This window comes from Mesosutterella multiformis (assembly GCF_003402575.1).
GTDB lineage: Bacteria > Pseudomonadota > Gammaproteobacteria > Burkholderiales > Burkholderiaceae_F > Mesosutterella > Mesosutterella multiformis.
Genome location: NZ_BGZJ01000001.1, coordinates 688878 through 713115, shown reverse-complemented (window position 1 = coordinate 713115; position 24238 = coordinate 688878). Strand labels below are relative to the sequence as shown.

Below are 24238 nucleotides of genomic sequence, written 5' to 3'. Positions count from 1 at the left end.
CAAAATACAAGACATCCAAAACTGCCGGAGCGCATCGATCTTATGAAAAAAAATACCGTACCTGCCCTGAGCGATGATGAGTTCGTCGAGCTGGAGGACCTGCTCGCAGGCCTGCCTGAGGACTGCGGGGCCATGTCATCCGATGAAGCGGACGGCTACCTCACAGGACTGCTTCTGAGCCCGGAAGAGATCTTACCCGAGCGCTGGATGCCCTGGATCGTCAGCGCGGCAGGAAAGGAGCCTCAGAATGTCGACGAGGACACTCTCTACCGGCTCGAATCGCTTCTCTTTACCCGCTATAAGGAGATTGACCATCGCCTCTCCACCCGGAATCCGATCGACCCGATCATCCTGATCGACGACGATGAGCCGGATGCGGGCGACAGCCTGGCGCCTTTCGCGGTCGGGTTCCTTCGCTCGATGGAACTCTTTCCGGCTCTCGGCGCTGTCCAGAACAAGGCGGTCGGCGGCGCGGTGCTCGGCGTCCTGCGCCACCTTCCCGCGGAACTTCAGGGTGACCTCGCGGAAACCATTCAGGGGCTCGACACCGACTCTCCGCTCAGCACGCCGGAAGAGTCTCTCGACGACCTCGTGGCGTGCGTCGCGGAAATCGCGGAAGTCACCCGCGGCTTCACGATCAAGGAGTAGGCGGCTTCCCGCTCTCCTCAGCGGAGAGCATGCCGGAGCGCTTCGCGAGCACCACGAGAACCGCGACCGGGATGCTGAGCGCCGCCGTGAACATGAAGAACCGGTTGTAGCCCATTCCCTCCACCATCAGGCCGGAGAAGCCCGCAATCGCCTTCGGAAGCAGCAGCATGACCGAGGAGAGAAGCGCGTACTGCGTGGCGGAAAATTCCTTGCTGGTGAGTCCGGAAAGGAACGCCACAAATGCGGCGCTCGCAAGCCCTCCCGCCAGATTGTCTGCGCTCACGGTCACGGTCAGAAAGGCGACACTGTGACCGATCAGGGCGAGCGCTGAAAAGAGGAGATTCGTCGCAGCGGACAGCACCACGCCAAGGAAAAGCGCGGTCATCACCCCCATCCGCAGGACAACAATGCCCCCGATAAAGGTGCCGGCCAGCGTCATGATGACACCGAACACTTTGATCACCACGGCGACTTCAGCCTTCGTGAACCCCATATCCGCGTAGAACGGGTTCGCCATGATTCCCATCACGACATCTGATACCCGGTAGGTCGCGACGAGCGCGAGCAACACAAAAGTCCAGACGCCGAAACGGCGATAGAAGTCATAAAGCGGAGCGAGGAAAAGCTCCTTCAGGAGTTCGGCCGGCGTCCGTCTCCGGCCCTTCGCGGCCGGGATTTCTCTCGGGGTCTGCGCGGGGCTTTCAGGCGACAGGAGCACTGTCACCATGCCGACGAGAACAGAGGCTGCCATCGCGAAATACGCCATCTCCCAGGCTCTCGCGCTGTAACCCACGGCATCGACCCCGGCCACCGCAGCGGCCACCCCGAGCGCTCCCGCGCCTGCCCAGATCATGGCGATGCGGTAGCCGAACTGATAGGACGCCGCGAGCACACCCTGGCTCCGCGCGTCGGCGCTTTCAATTCGATAGGCATCGAGCGCGATATCCTGCGTGGCGGAAGCAAAGGCTGTGAAGAGCGCTCCGGCGATGATCCCCGTGAGATTCCTCACCGGGTCAATCACAGCCATCAGGCAGAGGCCGATCAGGAGGCAGATCTGCGCGACGATGAGCCACGCCCGGCGCCGTCCGAGATGCTTCGTGAGAAACGGTATGGGACAGCGATCGACAAACGGCGCCCAGGCCCATTTCATCGCGTAGACGAGGCCGATCCAGGACATAAAGCCAATGGTGGCGAGTCCGACACCCGCCTCGCGCAGTCTGAAGGAGAGCGTTCCGAGCACGAGAAGCAGAGGCAGCCCCGAACTGAATCCGAGGAAAAACATCCGGATGCTGGGCCCTGTCAGATAGACCCGCAGATCCTCCACGAGCTTCGCGAAACGCCCGCCCGTCATGCCTTCTTCCCCGTGATTTCAGCGCGGCTGCTGATCCATTTCCACTCGCCCGGCTTCAGATCCACAGGAAGCGTGAGCGCCCCGAACTGGATACGGGTGAGTGTCTCAACGCGGTTTCCGGCCGCAGCCACCATCCGCTTCACCTGGTGATACTTGCCCTGCTCCAACGTGAGCTCAATCTCGTGCTCACCCGTGATCCGGCAGTCAGAGGCGGCGACCGGCGTCCTCTCATCCTTCAGGAGCACGCCGCCAAGCAGCTGCTTCACGAGAGACTCTTCCGCCGGATGCTTCAGCACCGCGCGGTAGATCTTCGCCACGTGGTGCTTCGGATGGATCAGATAGTGCTGAAACGCGCCGTCGTCCGTCAGAATAAGGAGCCCGGTGGTGTCTTCATCCAGCCTTCCGACCGGCTGAATGTTCCGGTTGCGGAGCGGTGCGGGGAGCAGCGTGAGAACGCTCGGATGGAAGGACGGCTTCATCGAGCACTCGTAGCCCTCAGGCTTATTCATCGCGATAATCGCCTTCTCAAAAAAAGGCCAGGTCTCACCCTTCACCACGAAGCTCTTCCCTTCAGGCTCCACCGTCTCATACGGATCCTCAACCACGGCGCCGTTCCAGGAAACGTCGCCTGAAAGAATCAGATCGCGGCAGTCACGTCGTGTGCCGAAACCTTGGGAAAAAAGCATCTGTTCAAAATTCATGGATATGTTTCCGTACGCTCGAGCGGTTGAAAAAACTGTTGGTTATATCGTAAAGCTTTTCAGGCCAGACTCCCCCTGAATCTCACCGAAAGGCCCGGCCCCGGCGCTCTTAATTTGGCACCGCGGCGGTTTGTTAAGATAGGCGGGAAATTTTTTCTACCCGCGGAGAAGACCCTCCGCGATTCGATCGGCAACTCCAAGATGACGACTCTCGAACACGACTTTATTGAATTTGCACTGAAGGCCCGCGTGCTTCGCTTTGGCGAATTTAAGACCAAGGCCGGCCGCCTTTCGCCCTACTTCTTCAACGCCGGACTCTTCAATACCGGCTCCCTCCTCGACCGCCTGGGCGCCTTCTACGCGAAAAAGATTCTTGAGAAGCGTGAATCCGGTGAGCTTCAGTTCGACATGCTTTTCGGACCGGCCTACAAGGGCATTCCTCTCGTTGCCTCTATCGCGATCAATCTTTCCCGTCTCGGTCTCGATCTCCCCTGGGCCTTCAACCGCAAGGAAAAGAAGGATCACGGCGAAGGCGGCACCATTATTGGTTCCCCGCTCATGGGCCGCGTGCTGATCGTGGATGACGTCATTTCGGCCGGCACCTCGATCCGCGAGTCGATCGCGATCATCCGCGACAACGGCGCGATCCCCGCCGGTGTCGCTATCGCGCTTGACCGCATGGAGAAGGGCGGCAACGCTGAGGAAGTCACTGAGACCTCCGCGGTTCAGGATGTGGAAAAGACCTTCTCGATTCCTGTCGTGTCGATCGCGAACCTCACGAACCTGCTCGAATTCCTGAAGAGCGGCTCTGACGCGGCGCAGGAGTTCACCTCCCACACGGAAGCGGTCACCGCGTACCGCAACCGCTACGGCGCCTGATTAGTTTTTCATCAGACCAAAAAAAACGGGGCAATGCCCCGTTTTTTTTCGGCTTCAGAAACCTGACGCTCAGCCGAGCTTCTTATGCAGGAGCTCGTTCACGAGAGCCGGAGAGGCCTTTCCGCGGGCGGCCTTCATGACCTGCCCCACGAGAGCGTTGAACGCCTTTTCCTTGCCGGAGCGGTACTGCTCCACCATGGCGGCATTCTTCGCGAGGACTTCGTCCACCATCGCTTCAATCGCGCCCGTATCGGAAATCTGCTTGAGACCCAGCTTGCCGATCAGAGCGTCGACATCGGGCTGCTCACCTTCCCAGATCGCGGTGAAGACTTTCTTCGCGCCCTTCAGGTTGATCGTACCGTCAGCCACACGGCCCATGATCGCGGCGAGCGTGTCAGGGGACACCGGAGCGTTTTCGATCGTAAGACCTTCCGTCTGATTAAGAGCGGCGCTCACTTCACCCATCACCCAGTTCGCGGCAGCCTTCTTATCCTTCACCTGATGCGCGAGGGAGTCGTAGTACTGCGCGACGCCGCGGCTCGACGTGAGAATGCCGGCATCGTATTCCGAAAGACCGTCTTCCTTCTGGAGACGCTCGAACATCTGCTGCGGCAGCTCGGGGAGATTCGCCTTGAGGCCGGAGATTTCTTCCGGGGACAGCACGCACGGCAGAAGATCCGGATCCGGGAAGTACCGGTAATCCATGGAGTCTTCCTTCGAACGCATCGGACGGGTTTCGTTCTTATCCGGGTCGTAGAGACGGGTCTGCTGAACCACGGTGCCGCCGTCCTCGATCAGCTCAATCTGACGCTCAACTTCGTAGTCGATAGCCGCCTGCAGGAACCGGAAGCTGTTCAGGTTCTTGATTTCGCAGCGGGTGCCGAGCTTCTCCTCACCCTTCGGGCGCACGGAGACGTTCGCGTCGCAGCGGAAGTTGCCGTTCTGCATGTTGCCTTCCGTGATGCCGAGCCACACGACGAGCGCGTGGAGCGCGCGGGCGTATGCCACCGCTTCATCAGAAGACCGCATCACCGGTTCCGTCACGATTTCGATCAGCGGCGTGCCGGCGCGGTTCAGGTCAACGCCGGTCTGCCCCGGACGGATGCCGTGATTGCTCTTGCCTGCGTCCTCTTCGAGGTGAGCGCGCGTCAGATCCACCACCTTCACGTAGGGATCCTTCTTCTTCGGCGTGACGAGGCACGAGATCTTGCCGCCGAGCACGATCGGCAGTTCGAACTGGCTGATCTGATAGCCCTTCGGCAGATCCGGGTAGAAATAATTCTTGCGGTCGAAAACCGAACGCTCAGCCACCTTCGCGCCGATCGCGAGACCGAACTGAGCCGCGCGGATCACCGCTTCGCGGTTCAGGACTGGAAGGGCGCCAGGCAGCGCCATATCGATCGCGCAGGCGTGCGAATTCGGTTCACCGCCGAAGCCGTTGTCAGCCGCGGAGAAAATCTTCGTATGGGTCGAGAGCTGAACGTGAGTCTCAAGACCAATGACCACTTCCCATTGCATGTTTGCTTACTCTCCATCCACTGTTAGTAACCCGCCGGAACCCGGAGGTGCCAGTCGGTTTCGCGCTGCCAGGCGTCCGCGAGCTGCAGCAGGCGGGCTTCCTGGAAGGGAGCCGCAGTGAGCTGCACGCCGATCGGACGGCCGTTCGATGCGAAGCCGCAGGGAACGCTCATGCAGGGGAGACCCGCGAGAGAAGCCGGAACCGTGTAAAGGTCGCCGAGGTAGGCGGACACCGGGTCGCTCTTCTCGCCGAAGTTATAGGCGACGCCCGGGGCCACCGGGGAGATGATCGCGTCAACCGACGCGAAAGCCGTACGGAATTCGTCAGCAATCAGGCGGCGGACCTTCTGGGCCTTCAGGTAATAAGCGTCGTAGTAGCCATGCGACAGCACATAGGTGCCGATCATGATGCGGCGCTTCGGCTCAGCGCCGAGACCTTCGTTGCGGCTGCGGCGGATGAGTTCATCCATCGTCTTGCAGTCCTTCGCGCGGTAGCCGTAGCGGATACCGTCGTAGCGCGAGAGGTTGGAGCTCGCTTCAGCGCAGGCCACCACGTAGTAAACCGGCACGCCGAGACGCGCGGTCGGAAGATCCATATCCACAATCACGGCGCCGTGGTCGCGGTAAAACGCGATCACCTTATCGATGCTCGCGCGGACTTCTTCATTCAGACGGTCAGAGAACCAGGAGCGCGGCACACCGATGCGGAGACCGGCAAGATCCTTGCCGAGACCGCGGGTGAAGTCTTCCGCCGGAAGATCGACGCTCGTCGAATCCTTCGGATCGAACCCGACCATCTTGGAGAGGACAGAAGCGATATCAGAGGCGGCCGGAGCCATGAGGCCCGCGGTATCCAGGCTCGACGCGAAAGCGATCATGCCGAGACGCGAGGGACGGCCGTAAGTCGGCTTCAGACCCGTAACGCCCGTGAAGGCAGCCGGCTCACGGATTGAGCCGCCGGTATCGGTAGCCGTCGCGATCGGGGCGAGACGGGCCGCCACAGCGCTCGCGGAGCCGCCGGACGAGCCGCCCGGCACCGCCTGAGGATCCCAGGGGTTGAAGCACTTGCCGTAGGTGGAGTTCTCGTTCGCCGAACCCATCGCGAATTCGTCGCAGTTCAGCTTGCCAAGGCACACCATGCCTTCAGACTTCAGCTTGGAAACCACGGTGGCGTCGAACGGGCTGCGATAGCCTTCGAGCATGCGGCTGGCCGCGGTGGAATTCCATTCCTGGGTCACAAAAATATCTTTATGCGCGATCGGCACGCCGGTCAGCGGGCCCGCTTCGCCCTTCGCAATGCGGGCATCGGCGGCTTCTGCCTGACGGAGCGTCTCCTCGGGACGGACGTCGAGGAAGGCGTTCAGATCCTTATGGGCTTCAATGCGGTCAAGATACTGCTGCGCAACCTCAACGGCAGAAATCTCTTTGTTCTGAAGCTTTGCCGCCAGTTCGGCGACAGAGCAGTGCGTAACATCCATCATCTTGATCTCACGACTCCACGTACTGAGGAACAAGGAACATGCTGTCGCATGTTTCGGGGGCATTCACAAACGCTTTTTCACGAATATCCGTTTCCGTGACCACGTCTTCGCGGAGCCGCTCAGCGCCGTCATGGGGATGCAGCATGGGCTCAACGCCATCCGTGTTCACGGCGCGGATTTCCTCAATCATTTTGAAAATGTCATTGAGTTCGCCCTGCATCTGCAGTATCTGGGATTCAGACAGATCGATATGCGCCAGATTGGCCACATGCAGGACATCATCCTTCGAAAGGGACATGATGAAATATTCTCGTTTTATACAGAAACACTCGGCCCGCTGTAACCGGGGGACGGTTACTGAAATGAACAATTTTTAGGAAAAAAATGTGTCGCGAACGGGCACCAGGCCACTGCTTAGTCTATCATTGATCAGTTGACGGTAGTCCCCTTCATCCGCTAAATAGAATCCCTCTCAAATCCCGTCACTGATCAAACAGTGCAGCGGATACAATAGGCTACCTTTTTTTGGCTCTCTAATGAGATTTCCAGTATGTTCGGCATGAGCCTTTTCCGCAATTATTTCTCCAATGACCTCGCCATCGACCTTGGCACCGCCAATACGCTCATTTATATGAGAGGCAAGGGCATTGTTCTCAATGAGCCTTCCGTTGTCGCAATCCGGCAGGAGGGCGGGCCCAACGGCAAAACCACAATTCACGCCGTCGGCCACTCGGCCAAGCAGATGCTCGGCCGTGTTCCGGGCAACATTCAGGCCATCCGTCCGATGAAGGACGGTGTTATCGCCAACTTCACCGTCACCGAGCAGATGCTGAAGCAGTTCATCCGCATGGTGAAGCCTAACAAGCTGTTCGCTCCCAATCCGCGCATCATTATCTGTGTTCCCTGCGGCTCCACGCAGGTTGAACGCCGCGCGATCAAGGAGAGCGCTGAGGCCGCGGGCGCTTCTGAAGTCTTCCTGATTGAGGAACCGATGGCTGCCGCTATCGGCGCCGGTCTTCCGGTGTCGGAGGCGGCCGGTTCTCTCGTGATTGACATCGGCGGCGGCACGACCGAGGTCGGCGTGATCTCGCTCGGCGGCATGGTGTACTCGGGCAGTGTCCGTGTGGGCGGAGACAAGTTTGACCAGGCGATCGTTTCCTACGTCCGCCGCAATTTCGGCATGCTGATCGGTGAACCGACGGCTGAGCTGATCAAGATGGAAATCGGTTCCGCCTTCCCGAGCTCCGAAGCGAAGGAGATCGAGGTGAAGGGCCGCAATCTTTCCGAAGGCGTTCCGCGCACCTTCACGATCCACAGCAACGAGGTCCTTGAAGCGCTGACCGAGCCGCTGAACCAGATCGTGGGCGCCGTGAAGACCGCTCTCGAAAAGACGCCCCCGGAACTCGGCGCCGATATCGCTGAACGCGGCATGATGCTCACGGGCGGCGGCGCGCTGCTGCGCGATCTCGATCAGCTGCTCCAGGAGCAGACGGGTCTTCCGGTCCATATCGCCGAAGAACCCCTCAACTGCGTCGTCAAGGGCTGCGGCATCGCTCTTGAAAACATCGACCGGCTCCACACCGCCTTTACGTACGGCTAGCAGTCTTCCCCGTGAAGCCGGAATCTCCGGCTTCACACATCTGGGGATCCATTCCCCTTATCAGTTACATTTCCCATGGATAACGGCACGCCGGCCCTCTTCAGACAGGGCCTTCCCGCGGGAATGCGGCTGGCCATCTTTGCCAGCCTTTCCGTCGTTCTCATGCTGGTCGACGGAAAGATGCAGACCCTGGAAGCATTCAGAGAGAGCATCGCATCCTATGTGATCCGTCCCGCGGAAGCGGTGACGGAGGGGACTGTTGACGCCCTCGCGTCCGGCGGAAAATTCTTCACGACGGTCAGTTCCCTCACTGAGGAGAACGAGCAGCTGAAGAAGAAGAACGCCCAGCTCAGCTTTGACCTTCTCGAATTCAACCGCCTGAAGGCCGAAAACGCCCAGCTTCAGTCGATGGCCGGTGTCCGCAGCTCGGTTCATATCAGTTCTCTGGTCGGCGTGATTCAGGGGGAAACCGCTGACGCCTTCACGCATCACCTCGATATCAATCTGGGAAGCAGCGATAAGATCGAACCCGGCATGCCGGTGTTTGATGAAAACGGTGTTCTCGGACAGATCTCCCGGGTGAGGGCGGATCAGTCTGAAATCACTCTGCTCTCGGACCCCGCGCTTCAGTTCCCGGTGCTGCTGCCCCGCTCCGGTATCCGCTGCGCGACAGCCGCTACCGGCAACGATCAGATCGTCGAGCTGCAGTACGTGCCGGCCGCGGCTGATATCCAGAAGGGCGACGCCGTGCAGACTTCCGGTCTCGACCGGGTCTTCCCGCCGCATATGCCGGTCGGCACGGTGGTCAGTGTTGAAAAAGTGCCGGGCGACGCGTTCGCGCACGTCACGGTCAAGCTGAGCGCCGTACCTTCTGTCGGACGGTACGTGATGGTCGGTCTCGTGAAGGATCCTTACGCGGGTGACACGCCGAAACCCGACGCTCCGCAAAGCAGCGCGCCGAAGGAGGACGAACCGTGAGTCTCTGGAATACGCTCTTCCCGTCTCCCTCTCCGTCCACCATTGCCACGCAGCCCCGGGAGTACATCCTGCAGCCTGCGAATCCGCTCTGGGTCGGCGCCACCATTCTGGTGAGCATCCTGCTCGACTTCGTGCTGCACCGCGCGGCCTGGGTGCCTGATTTTGTCGCGATCACACTCTTCTTCTGGACACTGCGCCAGCCGAACTGGGTGGGCATGCTGATCGCGTTCCTCTGCGGCATCCTGATCGACGTCCAGCAGGGATCGCTTCTCGGACAGCACGCGCTCGCCTACGTAATTCTTTCCTATATGGCAGTCCGGTCGCGCAAGCGCCTGTCCTGGTTCAGCCCGCTCGCGCAGGCGGTCCACATTCTGCCTCTCTTCCTCGCCACGCAGGCGATCGTCTTCATCATCCGAAGCATGGCCGTGAGGGCCTGGCCGGGCTGGAGCTGGTTCCTCGGGAGCCTGCTCGCGGCACTCCTCTGGCCGCTCTGGACATGGATTCTTCTGATTCCCCAGAGGAAATCGAAGAATGACGATACGAGTCCGCTCTAAGCGGCGCGGCGGCACACTATGAAAATGAAGAAGCTTTTCAGGGAACGGAGGCGTCGCCGCTCTTCCGGCACATCTGAATTCGGCATGGCTGAATTCAGACGGCGGGGGATTTTTGCCGTCTTCTTTTTCGGTCTCTGCTTCCTGATCCTCGTCGGGCGCTTTGTCTGGCTGCAGGTGATCTGTCACGATCAGTACACCACACAGGCGGAAAGCAACCGCACCGTGAGTATCCCGGTACAGGCTTCCCGCGGCCTCATCATGGACCGGAACGGCATCATTCTGGCCCGGAATTACTGGTCGTACTCGCTTGAAATCACACCGACCGAAACCGAGGAAAAACTGAACACGCTGATCGAGCGTCTCTCCAAGGTGATCCCGATCTCGCAGACCGATATCCGGCGCTTCAAGCGGCTGCTTTCCGAGTCGAAGCGCTTCGACCCCGTGCCGATCCGTCTTGACCTCACTGAGGACGAGATGGCGCGGTTCCTCGTGCAGAAGTGGCGCTTCCCGGGTGTTGAGCTCGCCTCCCGTGAGTTCCGCCAGTACCCGTTCGGTCAGATCGGAGCCCATCTCCTCGGCTATATGGGCCGTATTTCGGAGAGTGACGCGAAGCGGATTGAGAAGGACGGTCAGGAAGAGCTCTACCGCGGCGCCTATAACATCGGCAAGGTCGGCATTGAACGCACCTACGAGGACGCGCTCCGCGGACAGCCTGGCTTCTCAGTGCTCGAAGTGACGGCCGGCGGCCGTCCGGTCCGCTACCTGGAATCGACCCCGTCGGTGCCGGGCAAAAACCTCACGCTGTCGATTGACCTCAACCTGCAGAAGGTTGTGGAAAAAGCGTTCGGCGCTGAGGCCGGCGCCATGATCGCGATTGATCCCTCGACCGGCGAAATTCTCGCCTTCGTGAGCAAGCCGACCTACGACCCGAACCTCTTCCTGAACGGCATCGATTACGACACCTGGAATCAGCTGAACACCTCGCCCCGGAAGCCGCTCCTTAACCGCGCGATGCGCGGCATCTACCCGATCGGCTCGACCTACAAGCCCTTCATGGCGCTTGCCGGTCTCCAGTACGGTGTCATCACGCCCTCCACGACGATCAATGACCAGGGTGTCTATGAACTCGGCGGCCATAAGTTCCGCGACGCCGCGAAGGTTCATAAGGGCATTCTCGATCTGAGGCGCTCCATTACGGTTTCAAGCGACATCTATTACTACAAGCTCGCGCATGACCTCGGAGCCGAACGGATCCATGACTTTATGGAGCCGTGGGGCTTCGGGCAGCTCACCGGCATCGATCTGCTCGGCGAACAGCAGGGCATCCTGCCGAACGCCGCCTGGAAGGAGAAGCAGTACAAGAAGCCGTGGCTTGTCGGCGACACCATTTCGCTTGGCATCGGTCAGGGTTACAACGCCTTCACGCTCCTGCAGCTCGCGCACGCCGTGGCAACGCTTGCTGACCGAGGTGTCGCGCTCCAGCCGCACCTCGTGAGATCGATCTACGACCCGAAGACCCACAAGTCGACGGAAATGGAGTCGACCTACCGGAAAGAAATGCCGGTGTCGAAGAAAAACATTGAATTCATCATCGACGCCATGACGACCGTGACCCAGAACGGCACCGCTGCAGGCGCCTTCCGCGGCGCTCCCTACATCGCGGCGGGCAAAACCGGCACGGCTCAGGTGGTGGGTATCGCGCAGGGCGCGCGCTATAACGCCGCCGCCATCGCGAAGCAGCACCGCGACCATGGCCTCTTTATTTCCTTTGCGCCGGCCGCCAAGCCCCGCATCGCGCTTGCTGTTCTCGTGGAGAACGGCGGCTTCGGTGCCACTGCGGCCGCGCCTATCGCGCGCGCCGCGCTCGACTACTGGCTCCTCGGGAAGAACAGCCTTGGCCTTCCCCCGCCCCAGTACCTGCGCGATCAGTCACCGAAACCCGCCGCGGAGGCAAAACCATGACCGGAGATTTCCAGACCGTCCGCAGACTGTGGATATCGTTCCTTGAGCGGCTTTCAAGGATGAATTTCGGACTCGCGATCGTCGTCGCCATTCTGACGCTCACGGGCTTCATGACGCTGTTCTCCGCGGGCTACAGCTACCCGTGGCGAGTCGCGGACCAGGCCCGGAACATCCTGATCGCTTTCTTCGTGCTGATTCTTTTCGCGAACGTACACCCGCGGTACCTGATGAAGCTCGCGGTGCCGCTTTACGCGTTCGGTGTCTTCCTGCTTCTCGCGACGCTGGTGATCGGCACCACGATCAAAGGCGCGACCCGCTGGCTCAATATCGGCATCACCCAGATCCAGCCTTCGGAACTGATGAAGGTCGCGCTCCCGATGATGCTTGCCTGGTACTTCCACAGCCGCCAGGATCAGACCTCTCCCAAGGACTTCGCGATCGCGTTCCTGATCATCGGAATCCCGGTGGCGCTGATCATGAAGCAGCCTGACCTCGGCACTGCCATTCTGGTCGCCGCGGCCGGCCTCTCGGTGGTCTTCTTCGCGGGGCTCCCATGGAAGTGGATTCTCATCATGGTCGGCTCCGGGCTCGCCTCGCTGCCTCTCATCTGGAACTTCCTCCTCCACGACTATCAGCGCCAGCGCGTGCTGACTCTGATTGATCCGACGTCTGACCCGCTCGGCAAAGGTTTCCACACCCTTCAGGCGCTGATCGCGATCGGCTCAGGCGGCGTTTTCGGCAAGGGCTGGATGGAAGGCACACAGGCTCACCTCGACTTCATTCCGGAGCGTACGAGTGACTTCCTCTTCGCGGTTTTCTCTGAGGAGTTCGGTCTGATCGGGAATCTCTTCCTTCTCGTGATGTACTTCACCCTCATCGTGCTTTCGATGAAGATCGCCATCAACGCGTCGAATACTTTCTCGAAGCTTCTCGCCGGCGCCATCACCGTCATCTTCTTCACGTACACTTTTGTGAACATGGGCATGGTGAGCGGCATTCTGCCGGTGGTCGGTGTGCCGCTGCCCTTCATGAGCTACGGCGGCACGGCGCTTATCACTCTCGCCACCTGCACCGGAATGCTGATGGCCATATCGGCAAACAAAAAATATAAGGACGACTAGTCATGTCTTTCGGAAGAATTTTTATTGCGACCGCGCTTGTGGCTTTGCTTGCAGCCTGCTCTACCACCCACGCCCCGCAGTCTTCTTCCGGAAGCAGCCCGTCATCCCGCGGCCCTGAGATTCTTCCGCCGTCCGCTCCCGGCACGGCCCCCGCCATCACCGAGCAGGGTTCTGTGCCCCGGGTCGAGAAACCGGCCCGCGGCGCCAACCGGCCTTACACCGTGCTCGGCCGTCACTATGTCCCGATCACCGGTGACAAACCGATGCGTGAGCGCGGCATCGCCTCCTGGTACGGCAAGCAGTTCCACGGCAAGAAGACATCGAATGGCGAAGTCTTCGACATGTATTCTGTCTCCGCAGCCCATAAGACCATGGAGCTTCCGAGCTACGCCCGCGTCACCAATCTGGAAAACGGCCGCTCGATGATCATCCGCATCAATGACCGGGGCCCGTTCTACGGGGACCGAATTATTGACCTCTCCTACGAGGCGGCAAAGCGCCTGGGGTATGCTGTCAAAGGAACGGCCCGGGTCGAAGTGGAGCGGATCACGATGGCGGAAATCGCGGCCGGCACCTGGAACCGCACGGATATTGCTTCGAGCACTATCCCGGTGACGCAGGAAACCGCTGGCACCGAACGCGATCAGCGGATCACCCGCGACCGCCCGAGCATGCTCTGGTCGGTGCAGGTCGGGGCTTTCTCGAGTCCTGACAATGCCCGCGCCTGGTCCGCCCATACCGAAGCGATGCTGTCCGCCGCAAGCGGCGGACGGACTGCCACTACCCGCATCGTTCAGTCTTCTGATTCGCTCTACCGGGTTCTCGTCGGCGCCAACCTGACGCACGAGCGCGCCACGGCTGAGGCTCACCGCATCGCCGGCATCATCGGCGGTCCGGCCTTTGCGACCCAGCGCTAATCCTGTCATTCAAGGAGCAGATGGCAACTATGGATATGAATAAACTCCGGGAGGCTGCCTCCCGGATCTGGAACGCAGAAACACTGCCTGCGCTCAAAACCTTTGTTTCCCGTGAATCCCTCTCCACGGATTTTGATCCGGAGTGGGAGAAGCACGGCATCCTCAATGAAGTCTGCCGCGAGGCGGCTGCCTGGGGCACCCGGATGCTGCCTCGCGGCACTTACGATGTGCAGCAGGAACCCGGCCGTACGCCGGCTCTCATCTTCTCGGTTCCCGGCACCGGACTTTATGCCGGCCGCGAAGAGGATACGGTTTTCTTCTACGGTCACCTGGATAAGCAGCCGCCCGCGACCGGCTGGAGCGAAGGGCTCGGCCCCTTTACGCCTGTCGTCCGCGACGGGAAGCTCTACGGCCGCGGCTGCTCGGACGACGGCTATTCGGTTTACGCGGCGCTCACCGCGATCCGCGCCCTGGAGGATGCCGGCATTCCGCACCCCAGAGCGGTCGGCCTGATTGAGACCCGTGAGGAATCCGGCTCGAACGACCTCGAGCACTATCTGAAGAAGAACGCCGCACGCTTCGGCAGCCCCCGTCTTGTCTGCGTGCTCGACTCCGGTGCCGGAAACTATGAACAGCTCTGGCTCACATCCTCGCTTCGCGGCGCCTGCGCGATCGATCTCAACGTCCGGGTGCTCCGCCAGGGCATGCATTCCGGCACGGCGAGCGGCGTGGTGCCGAGTTCGTTCGACGTTCTGAGGATTCTCCTTGACCGCATTCAGGATCCCCGTACGGGCGCCATTCTGGATCCGGCCTTCAATGTTGAAATCCCCTCGAACCGGATGGACGATATGAAGAAAACGGCTGAAGTGCTAGGCGACGGCTTCATCAGCGAATTCCCGTGGGCTGAAGGCCCGAATGGTTCCGTGCAGTCCCGGTGCCGCGGCACAGAGGAAGCCCTGATCGCCCGCTGCTGGAAACCCACGCTTTCTGTCACCGGCGCGGCCGGTCTCCCGCCGCTCAGCATGGCGGGCAACTCACTGCGCTCGGATACGACCCTTCGTCTCTCCTTCCGTCTGCCGCCAACCGCGAAGACGGAAAACATTCTCCCCGCGCTTCAGAAGAAGCTGCTCACGGATCCTCCGTTCAACGCGGTAGTTTCTATCGCGGGCGGTGACGCGCTCCCGGGCTGGAATGCGCCATCCGAGGCGGACTGGTTCCGCAGTGCCTGTGACGAGAGCTCAAAGGCGCTCTGGGGAAAGCCCGCCATGCGGATCGGCGAAGGCGGCTCCATTCCGATTCTGAATCTCTTTGAGGCGCAGTTCCCGAGAGCCCAGTTCGCCGTAACCGGCGTGCTTGGACCGGGCTCCAACGCTCATAACGCTGACGAAAGTCTTGACCTCGCCTATACCGAGAAATTCATTGCCGCGGTCGGATACCTCGCCGCATCTATTCCGGAGGAAGCATGAGACGCGACACGGTAACCCAGGTCATCGTGGACTACGGCGACTTTGAGGAAAATTTCGCCACTCCCTATGAGGCTCAGCAGTTCATCACGGCTTATGAGGACGAGTACGGTCTGCCCCGCGCGGCCTGGCTTGAAGACATGAGCGGACATAAAAAGTGGGACTACAAAGTCTTTGAGGATGATTCCGGGAACATTGTGCTCGTGGATGATTAATCCTCTGTCCGGAAGCAATGCCTAAAAAAAGAGCAGTTCAGTCATGAACTGCTCTTTTCTTTTCAGTGAAACCGGATCTCAGAGGAACAGCTTATAGACCGGGTTCTGGGACTCATCGACATACGGGTAGCCCAGCTTCTCAAGGAACTTATGGAAGCGTTCATCATCCTCTGGCGGCACCTGAATACCCACCAGAACACGGCCGTAGTCAGAGCCGTTATTGCGGTAGTGGAAGAGTGAGATGTTCCAGTCCGGATTCATCGTCGTGAGGAACCGCAGCAGAGCGCCCGGGTATTCCGGGAACTCAAACCGGAAGAGCCGCTCATTCACGGCGAGCGGGCTCTTGCCGCCCACCATGTGACGGATATGCAGTTTCGTCAGCTCATCATGCGTGAGGTTCAGGCTCTTAAGCCCGGCCTTCGTGAAGAGGGAGAGCAGGTTATCCGCGTCACCCGGGCTCTTCGTCTGAATGCCGACGAAAATCTGCGCCACGTGCTTATCGGAAATGCGGTAATTGAACTCCGTCACCGCGCGGTCACCGATCAGGTGGCAGAACTTGCGGTACGAACCCCGCTCTTCCGGAATCGTCACCGCGTACATCGCCTCTTTCTCTTCACCCATGGCGGCGCGTTCCGTCACGAAGCGCAGACGCTCGAAATTCATATTCGCGCCGCTGTTGATCGCGACAAGCGTCTTTCCGGTGATGTTGTTGTGGCGGGCCCAGGCCTTGGCGCCGGCGACACCGAGCGCGCCCGCGGGTTCAACGATCGAGCGGGTGTCATCAAAAATGTCCTTGATGGCCGCGCACACTTCGTCCGAATCGACGAGAACGATGTCATCCACATACTCGCTGCAGACGCGGAAGGTCTCATCGCCCACCGCCTTCACCGCGGTACCATCCGAGAAGAGACCGACCTGTGAAAGATCCACCGGATGTCCCGCGTCGATCGACTTCTTCATCGCGCAGGAGTCCTTCGTCTGCACACCGATCACCTGGATGCCGGGGTAAAGCGACTTGATGTAGGTCGCGATGCCGGAAATCAGTCCGCCGCCGCCGATCGCGCAGAAGACCGCGTCGATCTGGTCACCGTCAGAAGGCTGGTACTGATGGAGGATTTCCATCGCGATGGTGCCCTGCCCCGCGATCACATCTGGGTCATTGAAGGGGTGAACAAAAACAAGGTTCCGCTCGCGCTGCAGGCGCGCCGCGCAGTCCGCTGACTCTGTGAATGAGCGCCCTTCCTGCACGACCTCAACATACTTGCCGCCGAAGCGCTTCACGGCTTCCACTTTGACGGAAGGAGCCGTGATCGGCATGCAGATCACGGCGCGGCACTTCAGGCGGCTTGCCGCGAGGGCCACACCCTGAGCGTGGTTGCCGGCTGACGCCGTGATCACGCCGCGGGCCTTTTCCTCAGCCGTCAGATGCACCATGCGGTTATAGGCCCCCCGCAGCTTGAAGGAAAAAACCGGCTGCAGATCCTCGCGCTTCAGAAGCACCTTGTTATCGAGTTTTTCAGACAGGTGCACGGCGTAGTCGAGAGGCGTTTCCTGCGCGACGTCGTAGACGCGGGCTTTCAGGATTCGACGAAGATATTCTTGAGCGAGCATAAATTTTTCCAGTTTGCGGAGATGTGGAGGAAAGTGTACCGCAAATTTAATCAAAGTTGGAATGTATATACTTTTATACGTTTTACGACTTCCGGCTAACCCACCCGTGTTGCAAAAACTGCTATGTTTAAATTGCAGTGCGATAAAAAGCGTTCAAAAACAGCACACGAAAGACAGGAACTGATCTTCCTGCCAGAGAAAAACAACTGCAGATCCCGGGCATATCTTCCGACGGTCCCCGATACCGGCGGTCCGGGACTATTTATCTCGCGAGACCCTAATAATGCCAGCAGAAAATTCGAGCATTCAGCTACAGCGTCAAAGAGAAATCCCCTATAACTACACGTCCTTCTCTGACAAGGAAGTCGTGGGAAAGCTTCTGGGCTCCGATGCCTGGAAAAAGCTCTGTGAACTGAGACCGCAGATCCGCACCGGAAGAAGCTCCCGGATGCTCTACGAAGTGCTCGGTGATATCTGGGTGGTGATCCGCAACCCGTATCTTGAAGAGGATCTGCTGCAGGATCCGCATCGCCGCCAGCTTCTGATCGAAGCCATGCGTCACCGTCTCTCCGAAGTGAATAAGCGCCGCGATCTCACGGATAACGCGCTGAACGAATCTGTGGGAGAGCTGATTGAACTGGCGTCAGCCGCTGTGGCGAGGTTTGAAAAGCATTTTGTTGATCTCAAGCTCAAGCGTGAGGAGATCGCGAAGACGCTCTCCAAGTACACCCGCCGCCGCAATATCCGATTCGACGCGTATGCCCGCTCGGCTCACGTCACTGACGCAACGGACTGGCGAGTCGCCTACCCGATCGTGGTGCTTTATCCGGATGAAGAGAAAGAGATTCCGGGGCTCGTCCGGGCCTGCGACAGCCTGGGTCTCACGCTGATCGGCCGAGGCGGCGGCACCGGCTACACGGGCGGCGCCGTGCCGCTCTCTGAGATGACCGCCGTCATGAACATGGAAAAGTTCACGACGATGTCTCAGGTTGAAATGAAGACCCTGCCGGGCGTTGCTGAACCGGTGCCGACAATCTTCACGGGCGCCGGTGTCGTCACGAAGCGTATCGCCGAGCGCGCCGATGAGAATCACTGGGTCTTCGCGGTTGACCCCGCTTCCGCCCACAGCTCCTGCGTAGGCGGCAACATCGCGGAAAACTCCGGCGGCAAGAAGGCCGTGCTCTGGGGCACCGCGATTGATAACCTCGCCTGGTGGCGCATGGTGAACGCGGACGGCAACTGGCTTGAAGTCACCCGCGTGAATCACAATCTCGGCAAGATCCACCGCCAGGAGCACGTGGTGTTTGAGGTCGTCGTGAAGGACGGCCGCGAGGATCCCGATAAGGCGAAGGTGCTGAGCCGTGAAACGCTGAATCTCTCGGGTCCCCTGTTCCGCAAGCCCGGTCTCGGCAAGGATGTTTCGAATAAGTACCTGCAGGGACTGCCTGGCGTGCAGAAGGAAGGCTGCGACGGCATTATCACGTCCGCCCGCTGGATCCTGCACCGTCTGCCGAAATTCGGCCGCACGGTGTGTCTCGAGTTCTATGGCTCCGCGAGTGTCGCAGGCGAAGCCATTCTCGCGATCACCACGCTTCTGGATCCCCATCCGGAAGGCGTCATGCTCGCAGGCCTCGAGCATCTCGACGAGCGTTATCTGAAGGCGGTTGAGTACCCGGTGAAGAGCCTCACGGGCCGCAACCCGAAGATGGTGATCGTGGGCGACATCGTGTCGGATAACGAAGAGGCGCTCGACCGGCTGACCCAGCAGGTCGCTGATATCTGCCGCAGCCGCGAGGGCGAAGCCTTTATCGCGAAGACACCGGAAAAGAGAAAGCAGTTCTGGAATGAACGCGCAAGAACCGCCGCCATCAGCCGCCACACGAACGCCTTCAAGCTGAATGAAGACGTCGTGATCCCGATGAAGCGGCTCGGCGAATACACGAACGCGTGCGAATTCTTCAATATCCAGCACTCGATCCGCAATAAGCTCGACATGGTGACTGAGGTTCAGAAGTACCTCAACGCGCCGAACACGTTCCGCGAAGCGGCTGAACGCATGGAAATGCCGCTTGAGGAAGTCCGGTCGGACTACCTCGGCAACATCAATAAGATTCTCGACAACGCGAAGACCGGCTGGACCTGGCTGCTCGATAACTTCGAAACCACGGCTGACACCGTGCGCGAGGAAGCGGCCTCGATCGGCATCAATCTGCCCGAATCGGAGACCGGTCACGAACAGATCCGTGACTTCCTGCTGGATCACTCGCTCGTTGTGTCCTGGAGCCGCGAAGTCAAGGATGCCCTGCAGAAACTCCTGATCCGTGAAGACTTCTCCGATATCCGCAAGGCGGTTGATGACATCCACAATCGGATCCTGAGGAAACGCCTCTTCATCGCGCTTCATATGCATGCGGGCGACGGCAACGTGCACACCAATATTCCGGTGCATTCCGATGATCCTGACATGATGGCCGAAGCCTATAAGGGCGTCGATATGGTGATGCGTGTCGCGAAGAGCCTCGGCGGCTCGATTTCGGGCGAACACGGTATCGGCATGACAAAGATCGCCTTCATGTCGGATGAAGAGCTGAAACCCTTCCACGAGTACCTCGACAAGGTGGACCCGCACGGCCTCTTCAACCGCGGCAAGCTGCGCCACAGCGCGGGACTCGATATCGCCTTCACGCCTAGCTTCCATCTGCTGCGCGCCGAGTCGCTCCTCATGCAGAAGAACGATCTGCAGGATATTGCGGACTCCATCAAGAACTGCCTGCGCTGCGGCAAGTGCAAGCACGCCTGTACGACGCATCAGCCGAACGCCAACCTGCTCTATTCGCCGAGAAACAAGATCATTGCCACATCGCTTCTGATCGAGGCCTACCTCTACGAAGAGCAGACCCGCCGCGGTCTCTCGAAGCGTCATATGGATGAGCTCGCGGACCTTGGCGATCACTGCACGGTCTGCATGCGGTGCCTGCCGCCCTGCCCGGTGAAGATCAATTTCGGTGACGTGACGATCAAGATCCGGAACTTCCTCTCGGCCCAGGGCTACCATCGCGGCAACTTCGCGAAAAAGGCCGGCATGGAGTTCCTCAGGCTGCAGAACCCAACCTCCATCAAGCTCGCCCGCACGGTGCTCGTGGATCTCGGTTTTGTGGCGGAACGCCTCGCCTCTGACGCGGCACGCGCTGCCACGGCGCATTCCATGAAGAATCCGACGCCGACCACGGGTTTCCCGACCAAGAAGCGCGAGCTCTTCATGCTCGTGAACCGGAAGCTGCCGAAGCCCCGTGCCCATAACACGCTTCGTCATATGCTGGACATCACCGACTCCACCACGGTCCCGGTGATCCGCAATCCGAAGACGACGAGTGAGGACGCGGAAGCGGTCTTCTACTTCCCGGGCTGCGGCAATGACCGCCTGTTCCCGGAAATCGGTCTTGCCTGCCTCAGCCTGCTCTGGAACGCCGGTGTCCAGACCGTGCTTCCGCCGCAGTTCATGTGCTGCGGCTATCCGATGCGCGGAAACGGCATGCCGATTGAAAACAGCCGCATCGTGACGGATAACAAGGTGATCTTCCACCGTATGGCGAACACCCTGAACTATCTCGATGTGAAGACCATTCTGATTTCCTGCGGCACCTGCATGAAGCAGCTGAAGGACTATCACCTGGAGGAGATCTTCCCGGGAAGCCGTCTCGTTGATATCCACGAGTACCTCGCAGAGAAAGGCTTCCATGTCGGAGGCGCCCACGGAACCCGGTACCTGTACCACGCTCCGTGCCACAACCCGATGCCCGTGAACTCCATGGGAATCATCTCCAACCTGCTGAAACCTGAGGATGACAGCTCGATCCTGCTCACGGACCGCTGCTGCGGCGAATCCGGCACGTTCGCTGTCGGACGCCCGGATATCGCGAATCAGGTCCGGTTCGGGAAGGAAAAGAGTATCCGCGACGCCCGTGATCAGGTCTGCGGCGAGAAGGGCGGAGACTTCCAGGGGGATGTCAAGGTGCTCACGACCTGCCCGGGCTGCTTCCAGGGCCTCTCCCGCTACGAGACCCAGGCAAAGACCCAGACCGAATTCCTCGCGGTTGAACTGGCCCGCCAGGCCTACGGTGACGACTGGTCTCAGAAGTTCCTGAACGCTGTTCAGGAAGGCGGTATCGACCGCGTGCTGCTCTGATACCTCCTCTGCTTCCTAAGGAAAAACGGCGGCTTCGGATAACGAAGCCGCCGTTCTTTTTCCGATGATCCGCTCTGAAACGCTTTATCAGAGTCCGGGATTCGCGGTCTGCTGCTGAGGCGCTGCCGAAAGATTTCCGGACGGATGCACATCACTCATTCTTTCCGGAACCACTTCCTTCACCTCGGTGCCGAGACTCGCGGGGATAGAGCTGATCACATGCACCTGATACACGCCGAGAATGACGCTTACAGCTACCAGAATAAAAAACAAAACCTTCATATCGTCCTCTTAGCCTTGTTCCTGAGGGAAACGAACTGTTCCGGCGGCATAGCACCGGATGACATCCCCCACCTGAAGCATCAGCGCTCCAGACTCCGAGATGCCGCGGTAAATACCCGCCTGAAGCTCCCCGGCATTGTTATCGAGAATAATCTCCCGATCCATCAGGTAATCGTATTCTGTCCATTGCTGCCAGTCCGGCATTCTTCCGGTCCGGAAGTACGCCTGAAGCCTCGAGAGAATGGTGCCGGACATTCCGGCGAGAAGCCGGGTTCTCAGTTCCCTGCAGAACCTGTCAGCCGTATCTGTGCTGACTGAATCCGCCGCGTACCGGCCAGAGGCCACATCCTCTCCTCCCCGCAGATTCAGACCGATGCCGATCACGAGGTAATTATCTCCTGAAGGAGTCTTCGCGAGTTCACAGAGCACGCCCCCAAGCTTCCCTGACTGCGTCCAGATGTCATTCGGCCACTTGATAAAGACCGGCACACCTTCGCACCTCAGCGCCTCGGCGGACGAGAAACCCACCAGCAGCGGAATCGGCGCCGGCGTAACGGCAGGAAGCGGAAGTCCGATAGAAAAAAGAAGACTTTCCCGGGCGTTTTCCCAGCTTCTCCCATGCGTGCCCCGGCCTCCGGTCTGGTGATGAGCCACCCGGATCTCAGTCTTATCCGAAGCCTCGCCGCGCCGCGCCCGCACTAGGAGATCGGTATTCGTGGAGCCTGTCTCCTCCGGGCACGTAAGAAAAACGTCATGCCCCGCATCACGCAGGGATGAGCAAACCCGCGCCGGATCAATAAAGAAAGGGGCTTCACTCGGCGTGAAACTCGCCTTTTTCTCTTGGACCACTACAATGACCCCCATTGACAACAATTTCTTAAGTTTTCAGCTTAATACAGAGAGCAAGCCCTATGGCATCCAGTGACAGTGAAAAACTGCTGAAGTTCCCCAGTCTCTTTCCGATCAAGGTGGTCGGTGTGGCGCGGGAAGGCTTTACAAGCGAAATCCACGCCTGTGTTCTCGATCTGGTTCCGGACTTTGATCCTGAGTCGCTCGAAAACCGTCTTTCTTCCAAAGGCAACTATCAGTCCGTCACGGTCAGGGTCATTGCGCAGTCCCAGGAGCATCTCGATCAGATTTACCTCGCGCTGAACAAGATCGACGGCGTGAAATTCATCCTCTGACAGCCGCAGCCAATGACGATCAAAGTCCGCCGGCTTGGTATACAGCCTTATGAAACCGTCTGGAATGCCATGCGCCGGTTTACGAAAGACCGCGGCAGCCAGACTGCGGATGAAATCTGGATTCTGCAGCATGAACCCGTTCTGACGCTTGGCACACAGGCTGACGCGTCAAACATCTTTCCCGGTAACACGCTTCCCGTCGTACAGTCAGACCGGGGCGGAGAAGTGACGTACCACGCCCCCGGGCAGATAGTCGCCTACCCCCTTCTCGATCTGAGAAGACGTCATCTTCTGATCCGGCCTCTGGTGCGCAGGATTGAGCAGGCCATGATGGATACACTCATCGGGTTCGGGATCCCGGCGCGCCTTCATGACAACGCCCCGGGGGTTTATGTCCCGAGCGAAGGCGGTGCCGGTGAATTCCAGGGGATTGCCAAAATCGGCGCTCTGGGGCTCAAAGTGAGCCGTGGTTGCTCGTACCACGGCTGTTCGCTTAATGTTTCCATGGATCTCAGCCCCTTTTCCCGGATCAACCCCTGCGGATACCCCGGCCTCAGAACCACCGACATGGCTCATGCCGGATTCAGAGGCAGCTACGCAGAGGCCGAGGAAAGCCTCATTCAACATCTGATAAAAAATATAGAAAATGACTGAAAAGACCATTCGTCCCGGTTCCATTCAGGCCTGGTTCGCGGCTATCCGCCCGAAGACATGGGGTGTCGCGCTGGCGCCGATTTTCATCGGTATTTCAATGGCACTCTCGGAAACCGGCCACGGCCGGCTGCTGCTCAGCCTTCTGACCATTGCGGTCGCGGTTGCCATTCAGGCGCTGACCAATATGGAAAATGACGTCGGTTACACAAAGCGGAAGGCTGAGAAAGGCAACCGAAAGGGACTCCCCCGGGCGACAAGCGAGGGGTGGCTCACCATCCAGCAGGTTGACCGGGCAATTCTCCTCACCGCTATCGTGGTGGTGGCGATCAGCCTCGCGCTGGTAGTCATCGGTGGCTGGGTGATCTTCGTGCTGGGGGCGCTGTCTGTCGCCGCCGCTTACCTTTACATGGGCGGCCCGAAGCCGATTGCGTATACGCCCTGGGGTGAACTGACGGTTTTCATCTTTTTCGGACTGATTGCCGTAAACGGCACTTACTACCTGCAGACCGGCACGATTTCCTTTATTTCAGTGGCGGCGAGCTGTGCCTGCGGCTCCATTGCGTCGAGCGTTCTCGTCGTCAACAACTGGCGCGACGCCGTGCATGATGAATCTGTCGGCAGACGGACTCTCGCGGTCGTCCTTGGGCAGCAGCGATTCCCCCGGCTTTACCTCGATCTGCTCCTCCTCCCCTTCATCATCGTGCTCCTCATCGTGACGGTGTACCCTGAGCACTTCCTTTACCTCATCAGCCTCTTCGCCATCCGCAAGGTGAAGGGCCTGTATGAGGACTTCCGGACGCTGAAAGGGCTGGAACTCAACCAGACGCTTTTTAACACCGTGAAGCTTGAAATGCAGTTCGCCATTCTGCTCACCATCGGCGCACTGCTCGACGCGCTCTGGCACTGGGTTCTGTAGCGGCAGGAAACGGGCCT

The 24238-nt window shown here is 59.5% G+C and carries 22 protein-coding genes; 14 read left to right on the top strand and 8 right to left on the bottom strand.

Annotation, left to right across the window (positions count from 1 at the left end):
- The first annotated feature begins 42 nt into the window (after positions 1-42).
- Positions 43-648 (top strand): YecA/YgfB family protein, encoded by a 606-nt coding sequence (locus M4NBBH2_RS03370; RefSeq protein ID WP_116269696.1) that lies wholly within the window; start codon positions 43-45, stop codon positions 646-648.
- On the opposite strand, the gene M4NBBH2_RS03365 is transcribed toward M4NBBH2_RS03370, so the two are convergent.
- Positions 638-1999 (bottom strand): AmpG family muropeptide MFS transporter, encoded by a 1362-nt coding sequence (locus tag M4NBBH2_RS03365; RefSeq protein WP_116269695.1) that lies wholly within the window; start codon positions 1997-1999, stop codon positions 638-640. The genes M4NBBH2_RS03370 and M4NBBH2_RS03365 overlap by 11 nt on opposite strands.
- Positions 1996-2700, bottom strand: a complete 705-nt coding sequence (locus tag M4NBBH2_RS03360) for a pseudouridine synthase (protein WP_116269694.1) — start codon at positions 2698-2700, stop codon at positions 1996-1998. Before M4NBBH2_RS03360 ends, M4NBBH2_RS03365 begins: the two co-directional genes overlap by 4 nt.
- 201 nt (positions 2701-2901) lie before the next feature.
- On the opposite strand from M4NBBH2_RS03360, the gene pyrE reads away from it, so the two are divergent.
- Positions 2902-3579 carry an orotate phosphoribosyltransferase gene (gene pyrE / locus M4NBBH2_RS03355; RefSeq protein ID WP_116269693.1) on the top strand — a complete coding sequence of 226 codons (678 nt, stop codon included), beginning with the start codon at positions 2902-2904 and terminating at the stop codon, positions 3577-3579.
- Between the two features lie 69 nt (positions 3580-3648).
- Here pyrE and gatB read toward each other — a convergent pair whose 3' ends face one another.
- The 3 genes from gatB to gatC are packed head-to-tail and all read right to left on the bottom strand — an operon-like array spanning position 3649 to position 6876.
- A complete protein-coding gene (gatB, locus tag M4NBBH2_RS03350; protein ID WP_116269692.1) occupies positions 3649-5097 on the bottom strand; it encodes an Asp-tRNA(Asn)/Glu-tRNA(Gln) amidotransferase subunit GatB in 1449 nt (482 codons plus the stop codon).
- Between the two features lie 23 nt (positions 5098-5120).
- Complete coding sequence (gene gatA, locus M4NBBH2_RS03345) at positions 5121-6578, bottom strand: Asp-tRNA(Asn)/Glu-tRNA(Gln) amidotransferase subunit GatA (RefSeq protein WP_116269691.1); 1458 nt, start codon at positions 6576-6578, stop codon at positions 5121-5123.
- 7 nt (positions 6579-6585) lie between these two features.
- Positions 6586-6876 carry an Asp-tRNA(Asn)/Glu-tRNA(Gln) amidotransferase subunit GatC gene (gene gatC, locus M4NBBH2_RS03340; RefSeq protein WP_022443071.1) on the bottom strand — a complete coding sequence of 97 codons (291 nt, stop codon included), beginning with the start codon at positions 6874-6876 and terminating at the stop codon, positions 6586-6588.
- A gap of 252 nt (positions 6877-7128) precedes the next feature.
- Between gatC and M4NBBH2_RS03335 the strand changes: the two genes are divergently transcribed.
- From M4NBBH2_RS03335 to M4NBBH2_RS03300, 8 genes are all read left to right on the top strand, one after another.
- On the top strand, positions 7129-8178 hold the full coding sequence (locus M4NBBH2_RS03335) for a rod shape-determining protein (protein ID WP_022443070.1): 1050 nt from the start codon (positions 7129-7131) through the stop codon (positions 8176-8178).
- Positions 8179-8253: 75 nt separating this feature from the next.
- Positions 8254-9156, top strand: coding sequence for a rod shape-determining protein MreC (gene mreC, locus M4NBBH2_RS03330; protein WP_116269690.1), 903 nt, complete (start codon positions 8254-8256; stop codon positions 9154-9156).
- The gene (gene mreD, locus M4NBBH2_RS03325; protein ID WP_235005603.1) at positions 9153-9710 is read left to right on the top strand and encodes a rod shape-determining protein MreD; all 558 of its coding nucleotides are present in this window, start codon (positions 9153-9155) and stop codon (positions 9708-9710) included. Before mreC ends, mreD begins: the two co-directional genes overlap by 4 nt.
- Positions 9711-9728: 18 nt before the next feature.
- A complete protein-coding gene (gene mrdA, locus M4NBBH2_RS03320; protein ID WP_235005604.1) occupies positions 9729-11672 on the top strand; it encodes a penicillin-binding protein 2 in 1944 nt (647 codons plus the stop codon).
- Positions 11669-12793 (top strand): rod shape-determining protein RodA, encoded by a 1125-nt coding sequence (rodA, locus tag M4NBBH2_RS03315; protein WP_116269689.1) that lies wholly within the window; start codon positions 11669-11671, stop codon positions 12791-12793. The genes mrdA and rodA overlap by 4 nt, the downstream gene beginning before the upstream one ends.
- Positions 12794-12795: 2 nt before the next feature.
- Entirely contained in the window at positions 12796-13710 is a 915-nt protein-coding gene (locus M4NBBH2_RS03310; RefSeq protein WP_116269688.1) for a septal ring lytic transglycosylase RlpA family protein, read from the top strand.
- A gap of 20 nt (positions 13711-13730) precedes the next feature.
- On the top strand, positions 13731-15176 hold the full coding sequence (locus tag M4NBBH2_RS03305; protein WP_116269687.1) for a M20/M25/M40 family metallo-hydrolase: 1446 nt from the start codon (positions 13731-13733) through the stop codon (positions 15174-15176).
- Positions 15173-15388 (top strand): hypothetical protein, encoded by a 216-nt coding sequence (locus tag M4NBBH2_RS03300; RefSeq protein ID WP_022443111.1) that lies wholly within the window; start codon positions 15173-15175, stop codon positions 15386-15388. The genes M4NBBH2_RS03305 and M4NBBH2_RS03300 overlap by 4 nt, the downstream gene beginning before the upstream one ends.
- Positions 15389-15466: 78 nt before the next feature.
- Here M4NBBH2_RS03300 and ilvA read toward each other — a convergent pair whose 3' ends face one another.
- Positions 15467-16999 (bottom strand): threonine ammonia-lyase, biosynthetic, encoded by a 1533-nt coding sequence (ilvA, locus tag M4NBBH2_RS03295; RefSeq protein ID WP_116269686.1) that lies wholly within the window; start codon positions 16997-16999, stop codon positions 15467-15469.
- A gap of 283 nt (positions 17000-17282) precedes the next feature.
- Here ilvA and M4NBBH2_RS03290 point away from each other — a divergent pair, with 283 nt between their 5' ends.
- A complete protein-coding gene (locus M4NBBH2_RS03290; protein WP_116269685.1) occupies positions 17283-21185 on the top strand; it encodes a DUF3683 domain-containing protein in 3903 nt (1300 codons plus the stop codon).
- An 87-nt stretch (positions 21186-21272) separates the two neighbouring features.
- Here the strand turns inward: M4NBBH2_RS03290 and M4NBBH2_RS03285 are convergent, their stop codons facing one another.
- Entirely contained in the window at positions 21273-21467 is a 195-nt protein-coding gene (locus tag M4NBBH2_RS03285) for a hypothetical protein (protein WP_116269684.1), read from the bottom strand.
- Positions 21468-21476: 9 nt separating this feature from the next.
- Complete coding sequence (locus M4NBBH2_RS03280; RefSeq protein WP_116269683.1) at positions 21477-22331, bottom strand: biotin--[acetyl-CoA-carboxylase] ligase; 855 nt, start codon at positions 22329-22331, stop codon at positions 21477-21479.
- A 47-nt stretch (positions 22332-22378) separates the two neighbouring features.
- Here M4NBBH2_RS03280 and M4NBBH2_RS03275 point away from each other — a divergent pair, with 47 nt between their 5' ends.
- From M4NBBH2_RS03275 to menA, 3 genes are read left to right on the top strand one after another with little or no spacing between them, the layout of a single operon-like run.
- Positions 22379-22651, top strand: coding sequence for a YbeD family protein (locus tag M4NBBH2_RS03275; RefSeq protein WP_022443117.1), 273 nt, complete (start codon positions 22379-22381; stop codon positions 22649-22651).
- Positions 22652-22663: 12 nt separating this feature from the next.
- A complete protein-coding gene (gene lipB, locus M4NBBH2_RS03270) occupies positions 22664-23305 on the top strand; it encodes a lipoyl(octanoyl) transferase LipB (RefSeq protein WP_116269682.1) in 642 nt (213 codons plus the stop codon).
- A complete protein-coding gene (menA, locus tag M4NBBH2_RS03265) occupies positions 23298-24221 on the top strand; it encodes a 1,4-dihydroxy-2-naphthoate octaprenyltransferase (protein WP_116269681.1) in 924 nt (307 codons plus the stop codon). The genes lipB and menA overlap by 8 nt, the downstream gene beginning before the upstream one ends.
- Positions 24222-24238 lie beyond the last annotated feature (17 nt).